Annotated in this window: 14 protein-coding genes; 10 read left to right on the forward strand and 4 right to left on the reverse strand. The window is 69.2% G+C overall.

Annotated features, from left to right (window positions below; translation table 11 throughout):
• Complete coding sequence (locus ACFX43_RS13105; protein WP_378821843.1) at positions 1-1416, reverse strand: SDR family NAD(P)-dependent oxidoreductase; 1416 nt, start codon at positions 1414-1416, stop codon at positions 1-3.
• A 330-nt stretch (positions 1417-1746) separates the two neighbouring features.
• Between ACFX43_RS13105 and ACFX43_RS13110 the strand changes: the two genes are divergently transcribed.
• From ACFX43_RS13110 to ACFX43_RS13145, 8 genes are all read left to right on the forward strand, one after another.
• On the forward strand, positions 1747-2697 hold the full coding sequence (locus ACFX43_RS13110; RefSeq protein ID WP_378821871.1) for a Rossmann-like and DUF2520 domain-containing protein: 951 nt from the start codon (positions 1747-1749) through the stop codon (positions 2695-2697).
• On the forward strand, positions 2697-3578 hold the full coding sequence (gene panC, locus ACFX43_RS13115) for a pantoate--beta-alanine ligase (protein WP_378821897.1): 882 nt from the start codon (positions 2697-2699) through the stop codon (positions 3576-3578). Before ACFX43_RS13110 ends, panC begins: the two co-directional genes overlap by 1 nt.
• Positions 3575-4000 (forward strand): aspartate 1-decarboxylase, encoded by a 426-nt coding sequence (gene panD, locus ACFX43_RS13120; RefSeq protein WP_378821931.1) that lies wholly within the window; start codon positions 3575-3577, stop codon positions 3998-4000. Before panC ends, panD begins: the two co-directional genes overlap by 4 nt.
• Positions 4001-4009: 9 nt before the next feature.
• A complete protein-coding gene (locus tag ACFX43_RS13125) occupies positions 4010-5686 on the forward strand; it encodes an L-aspartate oxidase (RefSeq protein ID WP_378821953.1) in 1677 nt (558 codons plus the stop codon).
• The gene (gene nadC / locus ACFX43_RS13130) at positions 5686-6615 is read left to right on the forward strand and encodes a carboxylating nicotinate-nucleotide diphosphorylase (protein ID WP_378821987.1); all 930 of its coding nucleotides are present in this window, start codon (positions 5686-5688) and stop codon (positions 6613-6615) included. The genes ACFX43_RS13125 and nadC overlap by 1 nt, the downstream gene beginning before the upstream one ends.
• An 11-nt stretch (positions 6616-6626) precedes the next feature.
• A complete protein-coding gene (locus tag ACFX43_RS13135) occupies positions 6627-7409 on the forward strand; it encodes a type III pantothenate kinase (RefSeq protein ID WP_378822005.1) in 783 nt (260 codons plus the stop codon).
• A gap of 125 nt (positions 7410-7534) precedes the next feature.
• Entirely contained in the window at positions 7535-7858 is a 324-nt protein-coding gene (locus ACFX43_RS13140; protein ID WP_045547125.1) for an Lsr2 family protein, read from the forward strand.
• Between the two features lie 216 nt (positions 7859-8074).
• Positions 8075-10663 (forward strand): ATP-dependent Clp protease ATP-binding subunit, encoded by a 2589-nt coding sequence (locus ACFX43_RS13145; protein ID WP_378822033.1) that lies wholly within the window; start codon positions 8075-8077, stop codon positions 10661-10663.
• A 138-nt stretch (positions 10664-10801) separates the two neighbouring features.
• Here ACFX43_RS13145 and ACFX43_RS13150 read toward each other — a convergent pair whose 3' ends face one another.
• Positions 10802-11674: an A/G-specific adenine glycosylase gene (locus ACFX43_RS13150; RefSeq protein WP_378840866.1), complete on the reverse strand. Its 873-nt coding sequence runs from the start codon at positions 11672-11674 to the stop codon at positions 10802-10804.
• Positions 11675-11748: 74 nt separating this feature from the next.
• Here ACFX43_RS13150 and ACFX43_RS13155 point away from each other — a divergent pair, with 74 nt between their 5' ends.
• The gene (locus ACFX43_RS13155; RefSeq protein ID WP_378822045.1) at positions 11749-12468 is read left to right on the forward strand and encodes a hypothetical protein; all 720 of its coding nucleotides are present in this window, start codon (positions 11749-11751) and stop codon (positions 12466-12468) included.
• A 105-nt stretch (positions 12469-12573) separates the two neighbouring features.
• Here ACFX43_RS13155 and disA read toward each other — a convergent pair whose 3' ends face one another.
• On the reverse strand, positions 12574-13656 hold the full coding sequence (disA, locus tag ACFX43_RS13160) for a DNA integrity scanning diadenylate cyclase DisA (RefSeq protein ID WP_141801687.1): 1083 nt from the start codon (positions 13654-13656) through the stop codon (positions 12574-12576).
• Positions 13657-13744: 88 nt separating this feature from the next.
• Positions 13745-15130, reverse strand: coding sequence for a DNA repair protein RadA (radA, locus tag ACFX43_RS13165; protein ID WP_378822069.1), 1386 nt, complete (start codon positions 15128-15130; stop codon positions 13745-13747).
• Between the two features lie 122 nt (positions 15131-15252).
• On the opposite strand from radA, the gene ACFX43_RS13170 reads away from it, so the two are divergent.
• A complete protein-coding gene (locus ACFX43_RS13170) occupies positions 15253-16290 on the forward strand; it encodes a LacI family DNA-binding transcriptional regulator (protein ID WP_084100324.1) in 1038 nt (345 codons plus the stop codon).
• The last annotated feature ends 3 nt before the right edge of the window (positions 16291-16293 follow it).

Raw genomic sequence — 16293 nt, forward strand, 5'->3', positions numbered from 1 at the left:
TCAGTTCCCCGCCGCAGCGTCCAGGGCCTCCTGGATCGGGTCGATGCGGCGCAGGTCGATGACGTGGCCGGTGCTCGACGCGATCAGGGTGTCCAGCGACGCCCGGGCGACGGCCTTCGACTCCAGGAGCGTGTGGGACGGCTCCTGGCCGAACGCCTTCGTGCGCATCGGGGTGCCGGTGCGCTCGGGGTTGATCGCGTTGACGCGTACGCCCTGGTCGGCCCACTCGTCGGCGAGGGCCTGGGTCAGGTTGACCGTGGCCGCCTTCGCGGAGGAGTAGAGCGCGTAGCCGCGGCGACCGCGGGTATAGGAGCTCGACGTGAAGAAGAGGAGCGAGCCCTTCGCCCGGGCGAGGTAGGGGAAGAACTCCTGCGCGATCAGGACCGGCGCGATGTAGTTGATCTCGGTCGCGTTGTAGATCGTCTCCTCAGAGACGGTGGCGAGCTCGCCGCGCGGCAGCACACCGGCGGTGTTGACCACGAAGTCGATCGAGCCGAAGCGCTTGCCGGCGTCAGCGGCCGCGGCGACGATGTCGGCCCGCTTGGCGACGTCGGTGCTGGTGGCCGAGCGGCTGTAGGAGGCGACGTTGGCACCGTAGGACTCGGCCAGCTCCGCGATGTCGGCGCCGATGCCGTAGCTGCCACCGAAGACGACCATGTTCTTGCCCTCGAGGGCTGCCCGGTAGTCGGCTTCGTCCTTCTGCGGGAACTGCTGGTGAGCGGTGAGCTGGAAGAGCTTGTCGGCGATGTAGACGTCGATCGGCTCGGTGACCTTCATGTTCTGCTCGTGGCCGTCGACCACCCAGATCTTGGTGTCGGGCAGGTACTTCAGCACCACGCTGCAGTCGTCGGTCGCCCGGAACTCAGGGTCCTGGTCGGCGATCTCGTAGGCCCGCTTCAGGGTCGAGGCGAGGAAGGCCTGCGGGGTCTGGCCGCGGCGCAGCCGCGAGCGGTCCGGGATCTGCGAGATGGTGTTGTCGTCGTTGAGCTCGATGATCGTGTCCGCGGACGGGATGGCGACGTCGACGGCCTGGTAGGTCACCAGCGCCTTGAAGCAGTCGGTGATCACGTCCTCGCTGAGCAGCGGACGTACGGCGTCGTGGAGGAGTACGTTGCAGTCCTCGCCCTCGGGGAGCGCGGCCAGGGCGCGCTTGGTCGTCTCGTTGCGGGTGTCGGCGCCCTCAAGGATCTTGGAGACCTTCGGGTAGCGGCCGTCGCGGGTCATCGCGTGCACGGCGTCGAGGTGGCCGGGGGCCATCAGGATGATGATCTCGTCGATCTGCGGGTGGCGGTCGAGCACGCCGAGGGTGTGCTCCATGATCGGCATGCCTGCGATCTTGATGAGCTGCTTCGGGATGTCGAGACCCACGCGGGAGCCCACACCGCCGGCAAGCAGCACGGCAACGTTACGAAGCACTGAACTCTGACCCTTTGGTAGATGACGAGGAGGGGTGGATTGTTCCATGATGCGCTCGATTGACTCCAATGCTGGGGGCGAGGTGATACCCAGTCGTTGGTCCGGCGTGTGATCAGCGGCGGCCGTACCTCGGTGTGATGGCAGTCACGGCATCGTGGTGTTTCGGAAGTGTGTCGGGCGGCGTACCTTTGTTTCGGCTTCGCTGAAGCGAAGCCCGAAGCATTACTGCTCGGTCACGGTGGCTGAGCAGGCAGGCACAACGTCTGGTACCCATCCCGGCTCCGCTCACACGGGGGAGTGGTCGGAGGGACTGGAACGAAAGGTCTAACCATGAACCCACTCAGGGTGGGCGTCGTCGGCGCGGGTCGCGTCGGGGCCGTCCTTGCTGCAGCGCTTCGGTCCGCCGGTCACGAGATCGTGGCTGTCGCCGGAGAGTCGGACGCCTCCCGTGCGCGGATCGCCGCTCTTCTCCCGGGGGTCCCGGTCGAGAAGCCGACCGCTGTCGCTCGCGCGTGCGACCTCCTTCTTCTCACCGTCCCCGACGACATGCTCGGCAACGTCGTCAAGACGATGACGGATGCCGGCGCCATCCGCCCAGGGATGTACGTCGCGCACACCTCCGGCCGCCACGGCCTGGCGATCCTCGAGCCGGCCGCCGCGATCGGCGCCCACGTGATGGCCGTCCACCCGGCGATGACCTTCTCCGGCACCTCGGTCGACCTCGCCCGCCTCACCGGCTGCGTCTTCGGCCTGACCGCTGCCACTCCCGCCGACCGCGCCTTCGCCGAGGCACTGGTCCAGGACCTCGGCGGCAAGCCGATGTGGGTGCCCGAGGAGATGCGGACGCTCTACCACGCCGGCCTCGCCCATGGCGCGAACCACCTGGTCACCCTGGTCACCGAGGCGATGGAGATCCTCGCCGCGGCCGGGGCCACCGACCCCGCGGGCACCCTGCGGCCGCTGCTGACCGCCGCGCTCGACAACGCCCTGGACCACGGCGACGCGGCCCTGACCGGCCCGATCGTCCGCGGCGACGTCGGCACGGTGGCGGCCCACCTCGACGACATCCGCACCAACGCACCGCAGACCCTGGCGTCGTACGTCTCCATGGCGCGGGCCACGCTCGACCGGGCCGTCTCCGACGGGCGGCTGCTGCCCATCCGGGCGCTCAAGATCAAGAACCTGCTCGACACTGTGCCGATTGCCTCGAGCTCCGCTTCGGCCACAGATCGTGCTGCCGTGCAGCCCCTGCCGCGTCCGATCCACACCTGGAACCAGTGATGACCGTTCTCGCTTCCACTCGCGAGGAGCTCGCCAAGCTTCTCGACCCCGCGCGCCGCGACGGCGTCTCCGTCGGCTTCGTGCCGACGATGGGCGCGCTGCACGAGGGGCATGCGTCGCTGATGCGCGTCGCCCGCGAGCGGGTAGGCGACGGTCCGGTGGTCGTGTCGATCTTCGTCAACCCGCTGCAGTTCGGGGCGGGCGAGGATCTCGACCGCTACCCGCGCACCCTCGAGGCGGACCTGGAGGTCTGCGAGCGGGAGGGCGTCGACATCGTGTTCGCGCCCTCGGCGGACGAGGTCTACCCGGGCGGTGACCCGCAGGTCACCGTGGCCCCCGGGCCGCTCGCCGAGGTGCTCGAGGGTAAGACCCGACCGGGCCACTTCGGGGGCGTGCTCACCGTTGTCGCGAAGCTGTTCGGGCTGGTCAAGCCCGATGTCGCCGTCTTCGGTCAGAAGGACTACCAGCAGCTCGCGCTGATCCGCCGGATGTCGGACGACCTGTGCCTCGGTGTCGACGTCGTCGGCGCGCCCACACAGCGCGAACCCGACGGTCTGGCGCTCTCCTCGCGCAACCGCTACCTCTCGCCAGAGCAGCGGGAGGAGGCGACGACGCTGTCGCGGGCGCTCTACGCCGCGCAGCGCGAAGCCGCCCACGGAGTCGAGGCCGCGCTCCAGGCGGCCCGCGCCGAGCTGCGGCAGGCGTTGGGGGTCGACCTGGACTACCTCGTGGTCACCGACCCCGCGCTCGCGCCGCTACCCGACAACCCAGCGCGCGCCAACCCGGAGCCGGGCGCCGAAGCCCGGATCCTCGTCGCCGCCCGCGTCGGCACCACTCGACTCATCGACAACATGAGCCTCACGATCGGAGCATCCCGATGACTCGTCTGCGCACCATGATGACCGGCAAGATCCACCGCGCCACGGTCACCCAGGCAGACCTCCACTACGTCGGCTCGGTGACCGTCGACGCCGACCTCCTCGACGCCGCGGACATCCTCCCCGGCGAGCTGGTCTCCATCGTCGACATCACCAACGGTGCCCGCTTGGAGACCTACACGATCGCGGGCGAGCGCGGGTCGGGCGTCCTGGGGATCAACGGCGCTGCCGCCCACCTGGTCCACCCCGGCGACCTCGTCATCCTCATCGCGTACGCGCAGATGAGCACCGAGGAGGCGAAGGCTCTCGAGCCGCACGTCGTCCACGTCGACGAGGCCAACCACATCATCGCGCTCGGCTCCGACAGGAGCGAGCCGGTTCCAGGGACCGACCAGGTGCGTGGACCACTCGTTCTCACGCAGTAGCGTGCCAGCATGAACATCGAGCTGCTCTCCGCCCGCGATCCGGGCTGGACCGAGTGGGCGGACGTGATCGTGGTCGGCTCGGGGATCGCCGGGTTGACCGCGGCGCTGCGGCTGAAGGACCAGGTCGAGCGGGTCGCGGTCGTCACCAAGGACGAGCTCAAGGCCGGCTCGACGCAGTGGGCCCAGGGCGGCATCGCGGCGGCTCTCGGCGAGGGCGACACCCCTGCTCAGCACGAGGTCGACACGCTCGTGGCAGGCGCCGGGGCGTGCGACCTGGAGGCCGTACGCGTCCTGGTCGGTGAGGGCGCCGAAGCGGTCCGTGAGCTGATCGAGTGGGGCGCCGAGTTCGACAAGGACCCGTCCGGCAACCTGTCGCTCACCCGCGAGGGCGGCCATCGGCGGGATCGGATCGCGCACGCCGACGGCGACGCGACCGGTGCCGAGATCCAGCGCGCGCTGATGGAGGCCGTCCGCCGCGCTCCCGAGATCCTGGTCTTCGAGCACGCGATGGTCGTCGACCTGCTGACGGCCGCCGACGGCGGCGTCGCCGGCCTGACCATCCACGTGATGGGCGAGGGCGATGCCGACGGCGTCGGGATCGTGCGTACCCGGGCCGTCGTGCTCGCCTCCGGCGGCCTCGGCCAGGTCTTCTCGCAGACGACCAACCCGGCCGTCGCCACCGCCGACGGGATGGCGATCGCGCTGCGCGCCGGTGCGACCCTGCGCGACCTCGAGTTCGTCCAGTTCCACCCCACGGTGATGTATCTGGGTGAGGACTCCCGCGGGCAGCAGCCGCTGATCTCCGAGGCCGTACGCGGCGAGGGCGCCTTCCTGGTCGACTGGGACGGCAACCGGCTGATGGAGGGCGTCCACGAGCTCGGCGACCTCGCTCCGCGCGACATCGTCTCCAAGGCGATCATGAAGCGGATGCTCGAGACCGGACAGCCCAACATGTGGCTCGACGCCCGCCACCTCGGTCGTGAGTTCTGGGAGAAGCGGTTCCCCAACATCCTCGCCTCCTGCGAGCAGCACGGCGTCGACCCGTCCGTCGACCTGATCCCCGTCGCTCCGGCGTGCCACTACGCCTCGGGCGGCGTACGCACCGACCTCTGGGGGCGTTCGGACGTGCCCGGGCTCTACGCCACCGGCGAGGTCGCGTGCAGCGGTGTGCACGGCGCCAACCGGCTCGCCTCCAACTCGCTGCTCGAGGGACTGGTCTTCTCGCGCCGGATCGCCGAGGTCCTGCCCGGCGAGCTGCGGCAGCTGGAGGACCCGGCCCCGGGTCCCGGCACCGGGCGCGCGCTCGTTCCCGGCACTGCGCTCAAGCAGCTGCAGGAGACGATGACCACCAAGGTCGGAGTTCTCCGCAACGCGACCGGCCTCGCCGAGGCGATCGACGAGCTCGAGCAGCTCGGGGGCACCCCTGCGACCGAGATCGACCCGGCCGCCTGGGAGGCGACCAACCTGCTGACCGTCTCGCTCGCGCTGGCGACGTCCGCGCTGCTGCGCGAGGAGACCCGCGGCTCCCACTGGCGCGAGGACTTCGCCGAGCGCGACGACGCCGGGTTCGCCGGCCACTTCGACCTGAGACTCCGGGACGGCGAGACTGTCGCCATCTTCACCCCGGCCCCAGCGACCGACCCGTCCCAGACCGAACCAACCCAGTCAACCCTGGCAGGAGCCTGATGACCATCCGACGCGTGCCCTTCGACGAGATCCCGCAGCCGCTGCGCGACGAGCTGACCAAGGCCGGCCTGGACGCCGGCGAGGTCTACGACGCCGTAGAGCTCGCTCTCGACGAGGACCTGCCCACGTCCGCTCCCGGTGAGATGCCCAGCGAGGACGTCACCTCGGTGGCCACCATCGCCCCCGACTCGACGGGGATCGGCGTCTTCGCCGCTCGTGAGGAGGGCGTCGTGGCCGGCCTCGGCGTTGCCGAGCTCGTCTTCGCGTACGTCATGGGTGACTCGGTCACGGTCACCGACCGCGTCAAGGACGGCTCCAAGGTGAAGGCCGGGGACGTCATCATGCGGATCGCCGGGCCGACCCGCGGGCTGCTGACCGCGGAGCGTACGGCGCTCAACTACGCCTCCCACCTCTCCGGCGTCGCCACCGGCGTCGCGGCCTGGACCGAGGCGCTGGAAGGGACCGGCGCGCAGGTCCTCGACACCCGCAAGACGCTGCCGGGCTTCCGGGCGCTGGAGAAGTACGCCGTACGTTGTGGCGGCGGCGCCAACCACCGGATGTCGCTCTCCGACATGGCGCTGGTCAAGGACAACCACATCGTCGCCGCGGGTGGCGCGGTGCAGGCCTACGAGGCCGTGAAGTTCGCCTACCCGGACGTGCCGATCGAGGTCGAGGTGACCACGATCGAGGAGCTCGAGGCGCTCCTCGACGCCGGTTGCGGCCGGATCATGCTCGACAACATGTCGACCGCGACGATGAAGGAAGCCGTCGAGATCACCGCCGGGCGTGCGGTGCTCGAGGCCTCCGGCGGGCTGACCCTGGACCGGGCCCGCGAGGTCGCCGAGACCGGTGTCGACTATCTCTCCGTCGGTGCGCTGACCCACTCGGTGAAGGTCTTCGACATCGGCTTCGACCTGTCCGAGGGCTGAGGCGTCCCGCGATGTCTTTGCTCGCCGTCAACATCGGCAACAGCCACACGGTCATCGGGCTGATTGCCGACGGCGTCGTGTCCGCGGACTGGCGGGTCTCCACGCTCGAGCACCGCACCGCCGACGAGTGGTGGGCGCTGCTGCGGGGAATTCTCGGCGACGCGTTGGTGGCGAGCGTGGACGGCGTGGTCGTGTGCGCGACGGTTCCCTCGGTCCTGCACGAGTGGCGCGAGATGATCGCCCGCCATCTCGGCTCGGTCGAGAGCGTGGTGGTCGAGCCCGGCGTACGTTCCGGCATCCCGATCCTCATGGACAACCCGCGCGAGGTAGGCACCGACCGGATCGCCAACGCGGTGGCGGCCCTGGCCCTCCACGGCGGCCCCGCGATCGTGGTCGACTTCGGTGGCACGGCGACGACCTTCGACGTGGTCAACGCCGCGGGACAGTACGTCGGCGGCGCGATCCTGCCCGGGATCGAGCTGTCGCTGGAGGCGCTGGGGCGGCGCGGTGCGCAGCTGCGCAAGGTCGAGCTCGCCCGCCCGCGGTCGGTGATCGCCAAGAACACGGTCGAGGCGCTGCAGTCCGGAATGGTCTTCGGAGTCGCCGCGCAGGTCGAAGGTCTGGTCGCTCGGATCATCACCGAGCTGGGTGTCTCCGCCGAGGAAGTGACCGTGATTGCGACCGGCTATCTGGCGGAGTTCGTTCTCGACGAGAGTAAATGCTTCTCGTTGCATTCTCCGTGGCTGACGATGCAAGGACTGGAACTCATATTCCAGCGAAATGCCGTTCGTTAGTCTTTTTCCAGTATGGCGACCTGTTGGTTCATCCGGATCGTATGTAATGCTATGGGCATCTCGCTTAACGGCGATGGCGATATTCGGCCCGTTTCCGGGTGAAGAAGAGCAGTGAAGGTAGGAACATGGCTAAGAAGGTTCAGATCATCCTCGAGGATGACATCGACGGCTCGGAAGCTGCTGAGACGGTGTCTTTTGCCCTGGACGGCACGTCCTACGAGATTGATCTCAGCGATGCCAATGCGGCAAAGCTTCGTGATTCTCTCGCGCTCTTCATCGGCCACGCCCAGAAGGTGAGCGGCCGTCGCGGCAGCGCCAAGAAGGCGCCCGCCGCCGGTGGCTCGACCCCGAAGGTCATGCGCGAGTGGGGGAAGGCCAACGGTTACACCGTTCCCGACCGTGGTCGCATTCCGGCCGACGTCCGAGCGGCTTTCGAAGCGGCTCACTGACAAACCGGTCCCACCGCACCGAACGTCCGGCTGCCGCGCCCTCCGGGGCGCGGCAGCCGCCTTTGTGTGAGGTCGGCTGTGACCCGGCGTCTGTCCGGCGTACGGAACGCGTGTTCGCTCTCAGCGCACGGATCGCGTTGTGTTGTCGGGAACGCGTAGGCTGTCTGCGGGGTTGAATCTTGGTGACGCCCCAGAATTCTTAGGAGAGATGCGTACATGTTCGAGCGGTTCACTGACCGAGCCCGCCGGGTGGTCGTGCTGGCCCAGGAAGAGGCCCGCATGCTCTCCCACAACTACATCGGGACCGAGCACATCCTGCTCGGCCTGATCCACGAGGGAGAAGGCGTCGCTGCCAAGGCCCTCGAGTCCCTCGACATCTCGCTCGAGGCGGTGCGCAACCAGGTCGAGGAGATCATCGGCCAGGGCCAGCAGGCACCGTCCGGGCACATCCCGTTCACGCCGCGCGCCAAGAAGGTGCTCGAGCTGTCCCTGCGCGAGGCGCTGCAGCTCGGCCACTCCTACATCGGCACCGAGCACATCCTGCTCGGCCTCATCCGTGAGGGCGAGGGCGTCGCCGCCCAGGTGCTGCAGAAGCTCGGCGCCGACCTCAACCGGGTCCGGCAGCAGGTCATCCAGCTGCTCTCGGGCTTCCAGGGCAAGGAGGGCCAGGCCGGCACCTCCGGCGCGACCGCGTCGACCGGCACCACCTCGACCGAGGCGCCTTCCTCCAGCCTCGTGCTCGACCAGTTCGGCCGCAACCTGACCCAGGACGCCCGCGAGGGCAAGCTCGACCCGATCATCGGTCGCGAAGGCCAGATCGAGCGCGTGATGCAGGTGCTGTCGCGGCGTACGAAGAACAACCCGGTCCTCATCGGCGAGCCCGGCGTCGGCAAGACGTCGATCGTCGAGGGCCTGGCCCAGGACATCGTCAAGGGCAACGTTCCCGAGACGCTCAAGGACAAGCAGATCTACACGCTCGACCTGGGCGCGCTCGTGGCCGGTTCGCGTTACCGCGGTGACTTCGAGGAGCGCCTGAAGAAGGTGCTCAAGGAGATCAAGACCCGCGGCGACATCGTGCTGTTCATCGACGAGATCCACACGCTCGTCGGTGCCGGTGCGGCCGAGGGCGCGATCGACGCAGCGAGCATCCTGAAGCCGATGCTGGCTCGTGGTGAGCTGCAGACCATCGGTGCGACGACGCTGGACGAATACCGGAAGTACCTGGAGAAGGACGCCGCTCTCGAGCGTCGTTTCCAGCCGATCCAGGTGCCGGAGCCGACGATCGCGGTCGCGATCGAGATGCTCAAGGGCATCCGCGACCGCTACGAGGCCCACCACCGGGTCACGATCACCGACGAGGCGCTGGTCGCTGCGGTCACCATGGCCGACCGCTACATCTCCGACAGGTTCCTGCCGGACAAGGCGATCGACCTGATCGACGAGGCCGGCTCGCGCCTGCGCATCCGCCGGATGACGGCCCCCGCCGACCTGCGGGAGTACGACGACAAGATCGCCGACGTGCGCCAGCGCAAGGAGGCCGCCATCGACGGCCAGGACTTCGAGGCCGCGGCCCGTCTGCGCGATGAGGAGAAGCAGCTCATCGCCAAGAAGGCCGAGCGTGAGAAGGCCTGGCGTGCCGGCGACATGGACGAGGTCGCCGAGGTGGACGAGGAGCTCATCGCCGAGGTTCTCGCCGTCGCGACCGGCATCCCGATCGTGCAGGTCAACGAGGAGGAGTCCGCGCGACTGCTGCGCATGGAGGACGAGCTCCACAAGCGCGTCATCGGCCAGGACGAGGCGGTCAAGGCCCTGTCCCGTGCCATCCGACGCACCCGTGCCGGTCTGAAGGACCCGAAGCGCCCCGGCGGTTCGTTCATCTTCGCCGGTCCGTCCGGTGTCGGTAAGACCTGGCTGTCCAAGACGCTCGCCGAGTTCCTCTTCGGCGACGAGGACGCGCTGATCCAGCTCGACATGTCGGAGTTCGGCGAGAAGCACACCGTCTCGCGGCTCTTCGGTTCGCCTCCGGGCTACGTCGGCTACGAGGAGGGTGGCCAGCTCACCGAGAAGGTGCGCCGCAAGCCGTTCTCCGTGGTCCTCTTCGACGAGGTCGAGAAGGCTCACCCGGACATCTTCAACTCGCTGCTGCAGATCCTGGAGGAAGGTCGCCTGACCGACTCCCAGGGCCGCGTGGTCGACTTCAAGAACACCGTCATCATCATGACCACCAACCTCGGCACGAGGGACATCGCGAAGTCGGTCAACCTGGGCTTCTCCCAGGCCAGCGACGTCGCGGGCTCCTACGACCGGATGAAGAACAAGGTCTCCGACGAGCTCAAGCAGCACTTCCGGCCTGAGTTCCTCAACCGTGTCGACGAGGTCATCGTGTTCCCGCCGCTGTCGCAGGAGCAGATCATCGCGATGGTCGACAACATGATCGCGGCCGTCGAGATCCGTCTCAAGGACCGCGACATGGGCATCGAGCTCACCACGGCCGCGAAGAAGGTGCTCGCCGAGCGCGGCTTCGACCCGGTCCTGGGTGCTCGACCGCTGCGCCGCACGGTCCAGCGCGAGCTCGAGGACGTGCTCGCTGAGAAGATGCTCTACGGCGACATCGGTCCCGGCGAGATCGTGCTGGTCGATGTCGACGGTGAGGGTCCTGCCGCGCAGTTCACCTTCAAGGGGCAGAAGCGCTCCGTCGTCCCGGACGTACCTCCGCTGGAGGGTGCGACCGTTTCCGATATCGAGCTCCCCGACCAGGATGAGCCGACCAACATCGACAAGCCGAAGCCCGCCGAAGGCGAGTAACCCGAGACGTCACTTTCTGACGTCGAGAAGTCAGTTATCGACGCCGAGTGGTCAGAAATTCTGGCCACTCGGCGTCGTTTCTCTTCCAGTGCTTCAAAAAGTGACCGTTCGCCGTCAGAAACCGACTTTTCGGCGGGGTTAGGGGAGGGCGAAGAAGTCTGGCTCCACCTCGGTGGCCAGGTTGTCTTTCAGGAGGCCTTCCAGCGCCCGTTGCCGTTGGGTTTCGTCGGACCAGACGACATCGAGACGGCTGCGGTGGACGGGGGAGTCGGCGTCGCGGAGAACGGCCATCAGGCGGCCGCGGCACTGGCGGTCGGTGCCGGCCCAGGTCTGGACCTTGCGAGGCGGTCCGTCGTACGCCGGGTGGCCGGCCGCGCGCCAGGCGCACTGGTCGGCGACGGGGCAGCGGGTGCAGGACGGGTTGGCCGCGGTGCAGACGAGGGCGCCCAGCTCCATGACCGCGACCGACCAGGTGGCGGCGGTCGGCTCGTCCTGCGGGAGCACACCGGCGGCGAGCTCGCGCTCGGCCTTGTTGACCGACTGCGCGGGGAACTCGACGCCGCTCAGGGTCCGGGCGAAGACGCGGCGTACGTTCGTGTCGAGGACCACGTGACGCTTGCCGTAGGCGAAGGTGGCGATCGCCGCCGCGGTGTAGTCGCCGACGCCCGGGAGCGCGATCAGCTCGCCGTACGTCGCCGGCACCTCGCCGTCGTGCTGCTCGACGATCGCGGTGGCGGCCGCGTGCAGCCGCAGCGCCCGACGGGGGTAGCCGAGGCGGCCCCAGGCGCGTACGGCCTCGCCGGTCGGCTCCGCGGCCAGATCGGCGGGGGTCGACCAGCGTTCCATCCAGGCCTCGTGGACCGGGAGCACGCGGGAGACCGGGGTCTGCTGGAGCATGAACTCGCTGACCATCACCGACCACGGTGTCGCGGTCGCGGAGCGCCACGGAAGGTCGCGGGCGTTGGCGTCGTACCAGTCCAGGACGGCGTCGTGGAGAACTGTCACACCCAGATTGTGCCGTGCGACAGGTATTGCCACGGAGTGGCACCCCGAAACCCGGGCACGGGATCATTACGGTGTCGCCTATGGCCCGCTCGAGAAGGACTGGAGGACGGCTGCCAGCCTCGGTCTACTGGCGCCGGCGGCTGGCGGTGCTCAGCATCGTCCTGCTCCTGATCGTCGGGATCTCGCGGTTCTTCCTCAGCGGTTCCGACGGCGCGGACGACACCGCGACCCCGGTGGCCGACGAGCCCACCGCGACCGTGACGGTCACGCCGACGCCCAGCGCGAAGCCATCGAAGGAGGCGGGCAACGCGGGCGGCAACAACAAGCCCAAGAAGCCGAAGAGCAGCGCGCCGCCGGAGCCGACCGGCGAGTGCTCTCCCTCCGACATCGTCGTCGAGCCGGCCGTCACCGACGCCTACTCCTACGACAACGTCACCATCCCGCTGGAGCTGCGCACCGTGAAGGCGTCTGCGTGCACCTGGAAGCTGTCCGCGGACGCGCTCCAGGTGCGGATCTCGCAGAAGGGCGGCGACCTGGTCTGGTCGACGGTCGACTGCACCAAGGCGGTGCCGACCAAGGAGATCGTCGTACGTCGCGACGTCGTCACCACGCTGCCTCTGACCTGGAGCGGCCGCCGCGTCGTCGCCGGCGAGTGCACCGGCCACGGCCCGTGGGTGAAGCCCAACTTCTTCGTGATCGTCGCCTCCGCCCTCGGTGGCGAACCGTCATCGGCCACCTTCGGCCTCTACAAGCCCGGCACCGCCCTGTCGCGTACGGAACCCGACTCCCCGGTCAACTGACAGCCGAGGCGTCACTCCCGCCGGCCGAGATGGCACGGGCGTGCCGACTCGGCCGACGTAGCTGACGCCTCGGCCGACGCGGGTGACGCCTCAGCGAAGGCTTCGTCAGACGTAGCGCTCGAGGATGGTGGACTCGGCGAGGCGGGAGAGGCCCTCGCGTACGGAGCGGGCGCGGAGCTCGCCGACGCCCTCGACGGCCTGGAGGTCGTCGACGCTGGCGGAGAGGAGCTTCTGCAAGGTGCCGAAGTGGTCGACGAGGCGGTCGACGACGGCGGGTGGGAGGCGGGGGACCTTCGCGAGGAGGCGGTAGCCGCGCGGTGCGACGGCGCCGTCCAGAGCGTCGGAGGTGGTGAGGCCCAGGACCCGGGCGGTGGCGGCGGGGTCGACGAGCTCGGCGGAGTTGAGCGCCTCGAGCTCGGCCAGCAGCTCCTCGGGGCTGCGGGCTCGGCGGCCGCGGGGGAGGTAGTCGCGGATGACCATCTCGCGCTCAGCGTCGACGCCGGTGATGAGCTCCTCCAGCTGGAGGGACAGCAGCCGGCCGTCGGTGCCGAGCTCGAGCACGTAGTCCTCGATCTCGCGGGCGATGCGGGTGACCATCTCCAGGCGCTGGGCCACGACGGCCACGTCGCGCACCGTCACCAGGTCCTCGATCTCGAGCGCCGACAGGGTGGAGGCCACCTCGTCGAGGCGCAGCTTGTAGCGCTCCAGGGTCGCCAGCGCCTGGTTGGCGCGGGAGAGGATCTGGCCGGAGTCCTCCAGTACGTGGCGGGTCTCCCCGACGTATGCAGCGATGATCTGCATCGACTGGGACACCGAGATCACCGGGTGACCGGTCTGCTTCGCGACCCGGTCGGCGGTGCGGTGCCGGGTGCCGGTCTCGGTCGAAGGGATGGTGTGGTCGGGCATCAGGTGGACTGCGGCCTGCACGATGCGGCTCAGCGAGTCGTCGACGATGATCGCCCCATCCATCTTGGCGAGCTCACGCAGGCCGGTGGAGGTGAACGGAACGTCGAGCGTGAAGCCACCGGTCGATATCCCATCGACCATCTTGTCGTAGCCGAGCACGATCAGTGCGCCGGTGCGGCCGCGGAGGATGCGCTCGAGCCCGTCACGCAGCGGTGTCCCGGGCGCGATCAGAGCAAGCGTCTCGCGCAGTCGGATGGAGTCCGCGGTGCGGTCGGCGGGCACGAGATTCCTTTCGGAGTGGGATGGGGTGATTCTAACCGTGGATCCAACCGTAATGCCGAGAACGTTCGGCCACGAGTCACCAAGCCGATCACACCAAGCGGAGGAATTCCAGTGCACCACTGATGCTGTGCACCTCAAAGACACGCATCCCGTCGACTTCGCGCTCATTGGGACGGTTGGGCACCGGCGCTCCAGGATCGGCCGGAACGACGGCCACGGTGAACCCCAGTCGTGCCGCTTCGGAGAGCCGCTGGTCGAGATCGCGCACCCGGCGCAGCTCGCCGGCGAGGCCGATCTCGCCGAGCGCGACCACCCCGCGCGGCGTCGGCGTGCCGGTATGGCTCGACGCGACAGCGAGCGCCATCGCGAGGTCGGCGGCCGGGTCGCTGATGCGGGCCCCGCCGACGGTCGAGGCGAACACGTCGCGACCGGAGAGACCGACCCTCGCGTGGCGCTGCAGCACGGCGAGGATCATCGCGAGCCGGGAGCCGTCCAGCCCCGAGGTCGTACGCTTCGCCCGCTCCTCCGCGCCCAGCACGGTCAGCGCCTGGATCTCGGCGAGCAGCGGCCGGCGCCCCTCCATCGTCACGGTGACGCAGGTGCCGGGGACCGAGACGTGATGGGTCTCCACGAAGAGCCCCGACGGGTCGGTCACCGCGACGATGCCCTCCGCGGACAGGTCGAAGCAGCCCACCTCATCGACCGGGCCGAAGCGGTTCTTCATCGCCCGCACCATCCGGAACCGTGAGTCGCGCGCGCCCTCGAAGTGGAGGACGACGTCGACCAGGTGCTCCAGCACCCGCGGTCCGGCGATCGCCCCGTCCTTCGTCACGTGGCCGACCACGATGGTCGTGATGTTGCGGGTCTTGGCCACCCGGATCAGGGCCGCCGCCACCTCGCGCACCTGGGTCACCCCACCGGGAACGCCCTCGACCCCGGAGGCGCCGATGGTCTGCACCGAGTCGACCACGATCAGCTCTGGCCGGCTCTCCTCGATGTGGGTCAGCACGGCGCCGAGATCGGTCTCGGCGGCGAGATAGAGCTCGTCCTGGATCGCGTTGGTCCGGTCGGCCCGCAGCCGCACCTGCGAGGCGGACTCCTCGCCTGTCACGTACAGCGCCCGGCGTCCGTAGCGCGCCGTCTGCGCCGCCACCTCGAGCAGCAGCGTCGACTTCCCGACGCCCGGCTCGCCGGCCAGCAGGATCGCGGCGCCCGGCACCAGCCCGCCGCCGAGGACCCGGTCGAGCTCCGGCACTCCCGACGTACGCCGCTCCGACTCGGTCACCGACACGGTCCCGATCGGCACCGCCGCGGTGGAGACCGGGGCTGCCTGCGTACGTCCGATCGGGGCCGCCGCCTCGGCGACCGACCCCCACGCCTGGCACTCGCCGCAGCGACCGACCCACTTCGCGGTCTCCCAGCCGCACTCGGAGCAGCGGTAGGTGGCGCGTTTGGACGAGCGAGCGGTAGCCATGCCCAGCAACTTAGAGCACGGCACCGACAGTTCTGGGGCCGAAGGCATCGTGGGAGGCCCGCCTTCGTTACCATGGCTTGGAACGATCCAGAGTTCCACATCGGCATCAAGGGAGGCAGAGCGTGGCGGTGCCGCGTTCCGGCGGTCATATCTCGGCCGCTCCGCCGACCCTGGCGGACGTCGCGGAGCTGGCCGGCGTGTCCCGGCAGACGGTCTCGAACGCGGTCAACAACCCCGACCTGCTGCGTGCCGACACCCTGGCGAGGGTGCAGGACGCGATCGACAAGCTCGGTTACCAGCCCAACCGCGCCGCGCGCAGCCTGCGCACGCGAGCGAGCCACCTGATCGGCCTGCGGATGCCCGCCCTCCAGGAGGGCACGGCCAACGCGATGATGGACCGGTTCGTGCACAGCTTCGTCGAGGCCGCGGCCGAGACCGGCTACCACGTGCTCCTCTTCTACGGTGACCCCGCCGACCCGCTCGACGGCTACGACGAGCTGCTCAGGTCGACCGCCGTCGACGCGTTCGTCGTGACCGACACCCACCTCGGCGGCCAGCAGACGACCTGGCTGCAATCGAGGCGAGCGCGGTTCGTCTCCTTCGGGCGCCCGTGGACCCAGCCCGACGCCAAGCACCCCTGGGTCGACGTCGACCTCGCCTACGGTGCCGAGATCGCCACCGAGCACCTGATCGAGCGTGGTCACTCCAAGATCGCCTGGATCGGCTGGCACAAGGACTCGCTCCTGGGTGAGGAGAGGCGAAGCGGCTGGATCCACGCGATGCACACCCACGGCCTCTCGACCACCGGCCTGGCCTCGCGCACCGAGGACTCGATCAGCTCGGGCAAGGCCGCCGCCGACGCGATCCTCGACGAGACCGAGCCCACCGCGCTCGTCTGCGCCTCCGACACGCTCGCGATGGGCGTGCTCCACGCGCTCTTCGAGCGGCGGCTGCGGCTCGGTGAGGACATCGCGGTCGTCGGCTTCGACGACTCCCAGGTCGCTCAGACGGTGCCGCCGGGCATCACCTCCGTACGCCCTCCGCTGGAGGAGGCCGCGCGCGAGCTGGTCAAGGCGCTCGAGGAGCTGCTCGCCACCCCGTCCTACGCCGCGCCCGGCGTGATGCTGAAACCCGCCCTGACGGTGCGAGGGTCTTCATAGTTC

It is taken from the genome of Nocardioides sp. YIM B13467 (assembly GCF_042788075.1).
Classification (GTDB): domain Bacteria; phylum Actinomycetota; class Actinomycetes; order Propionibacteriales; family Nocardioidaceae; genus Nocardioides.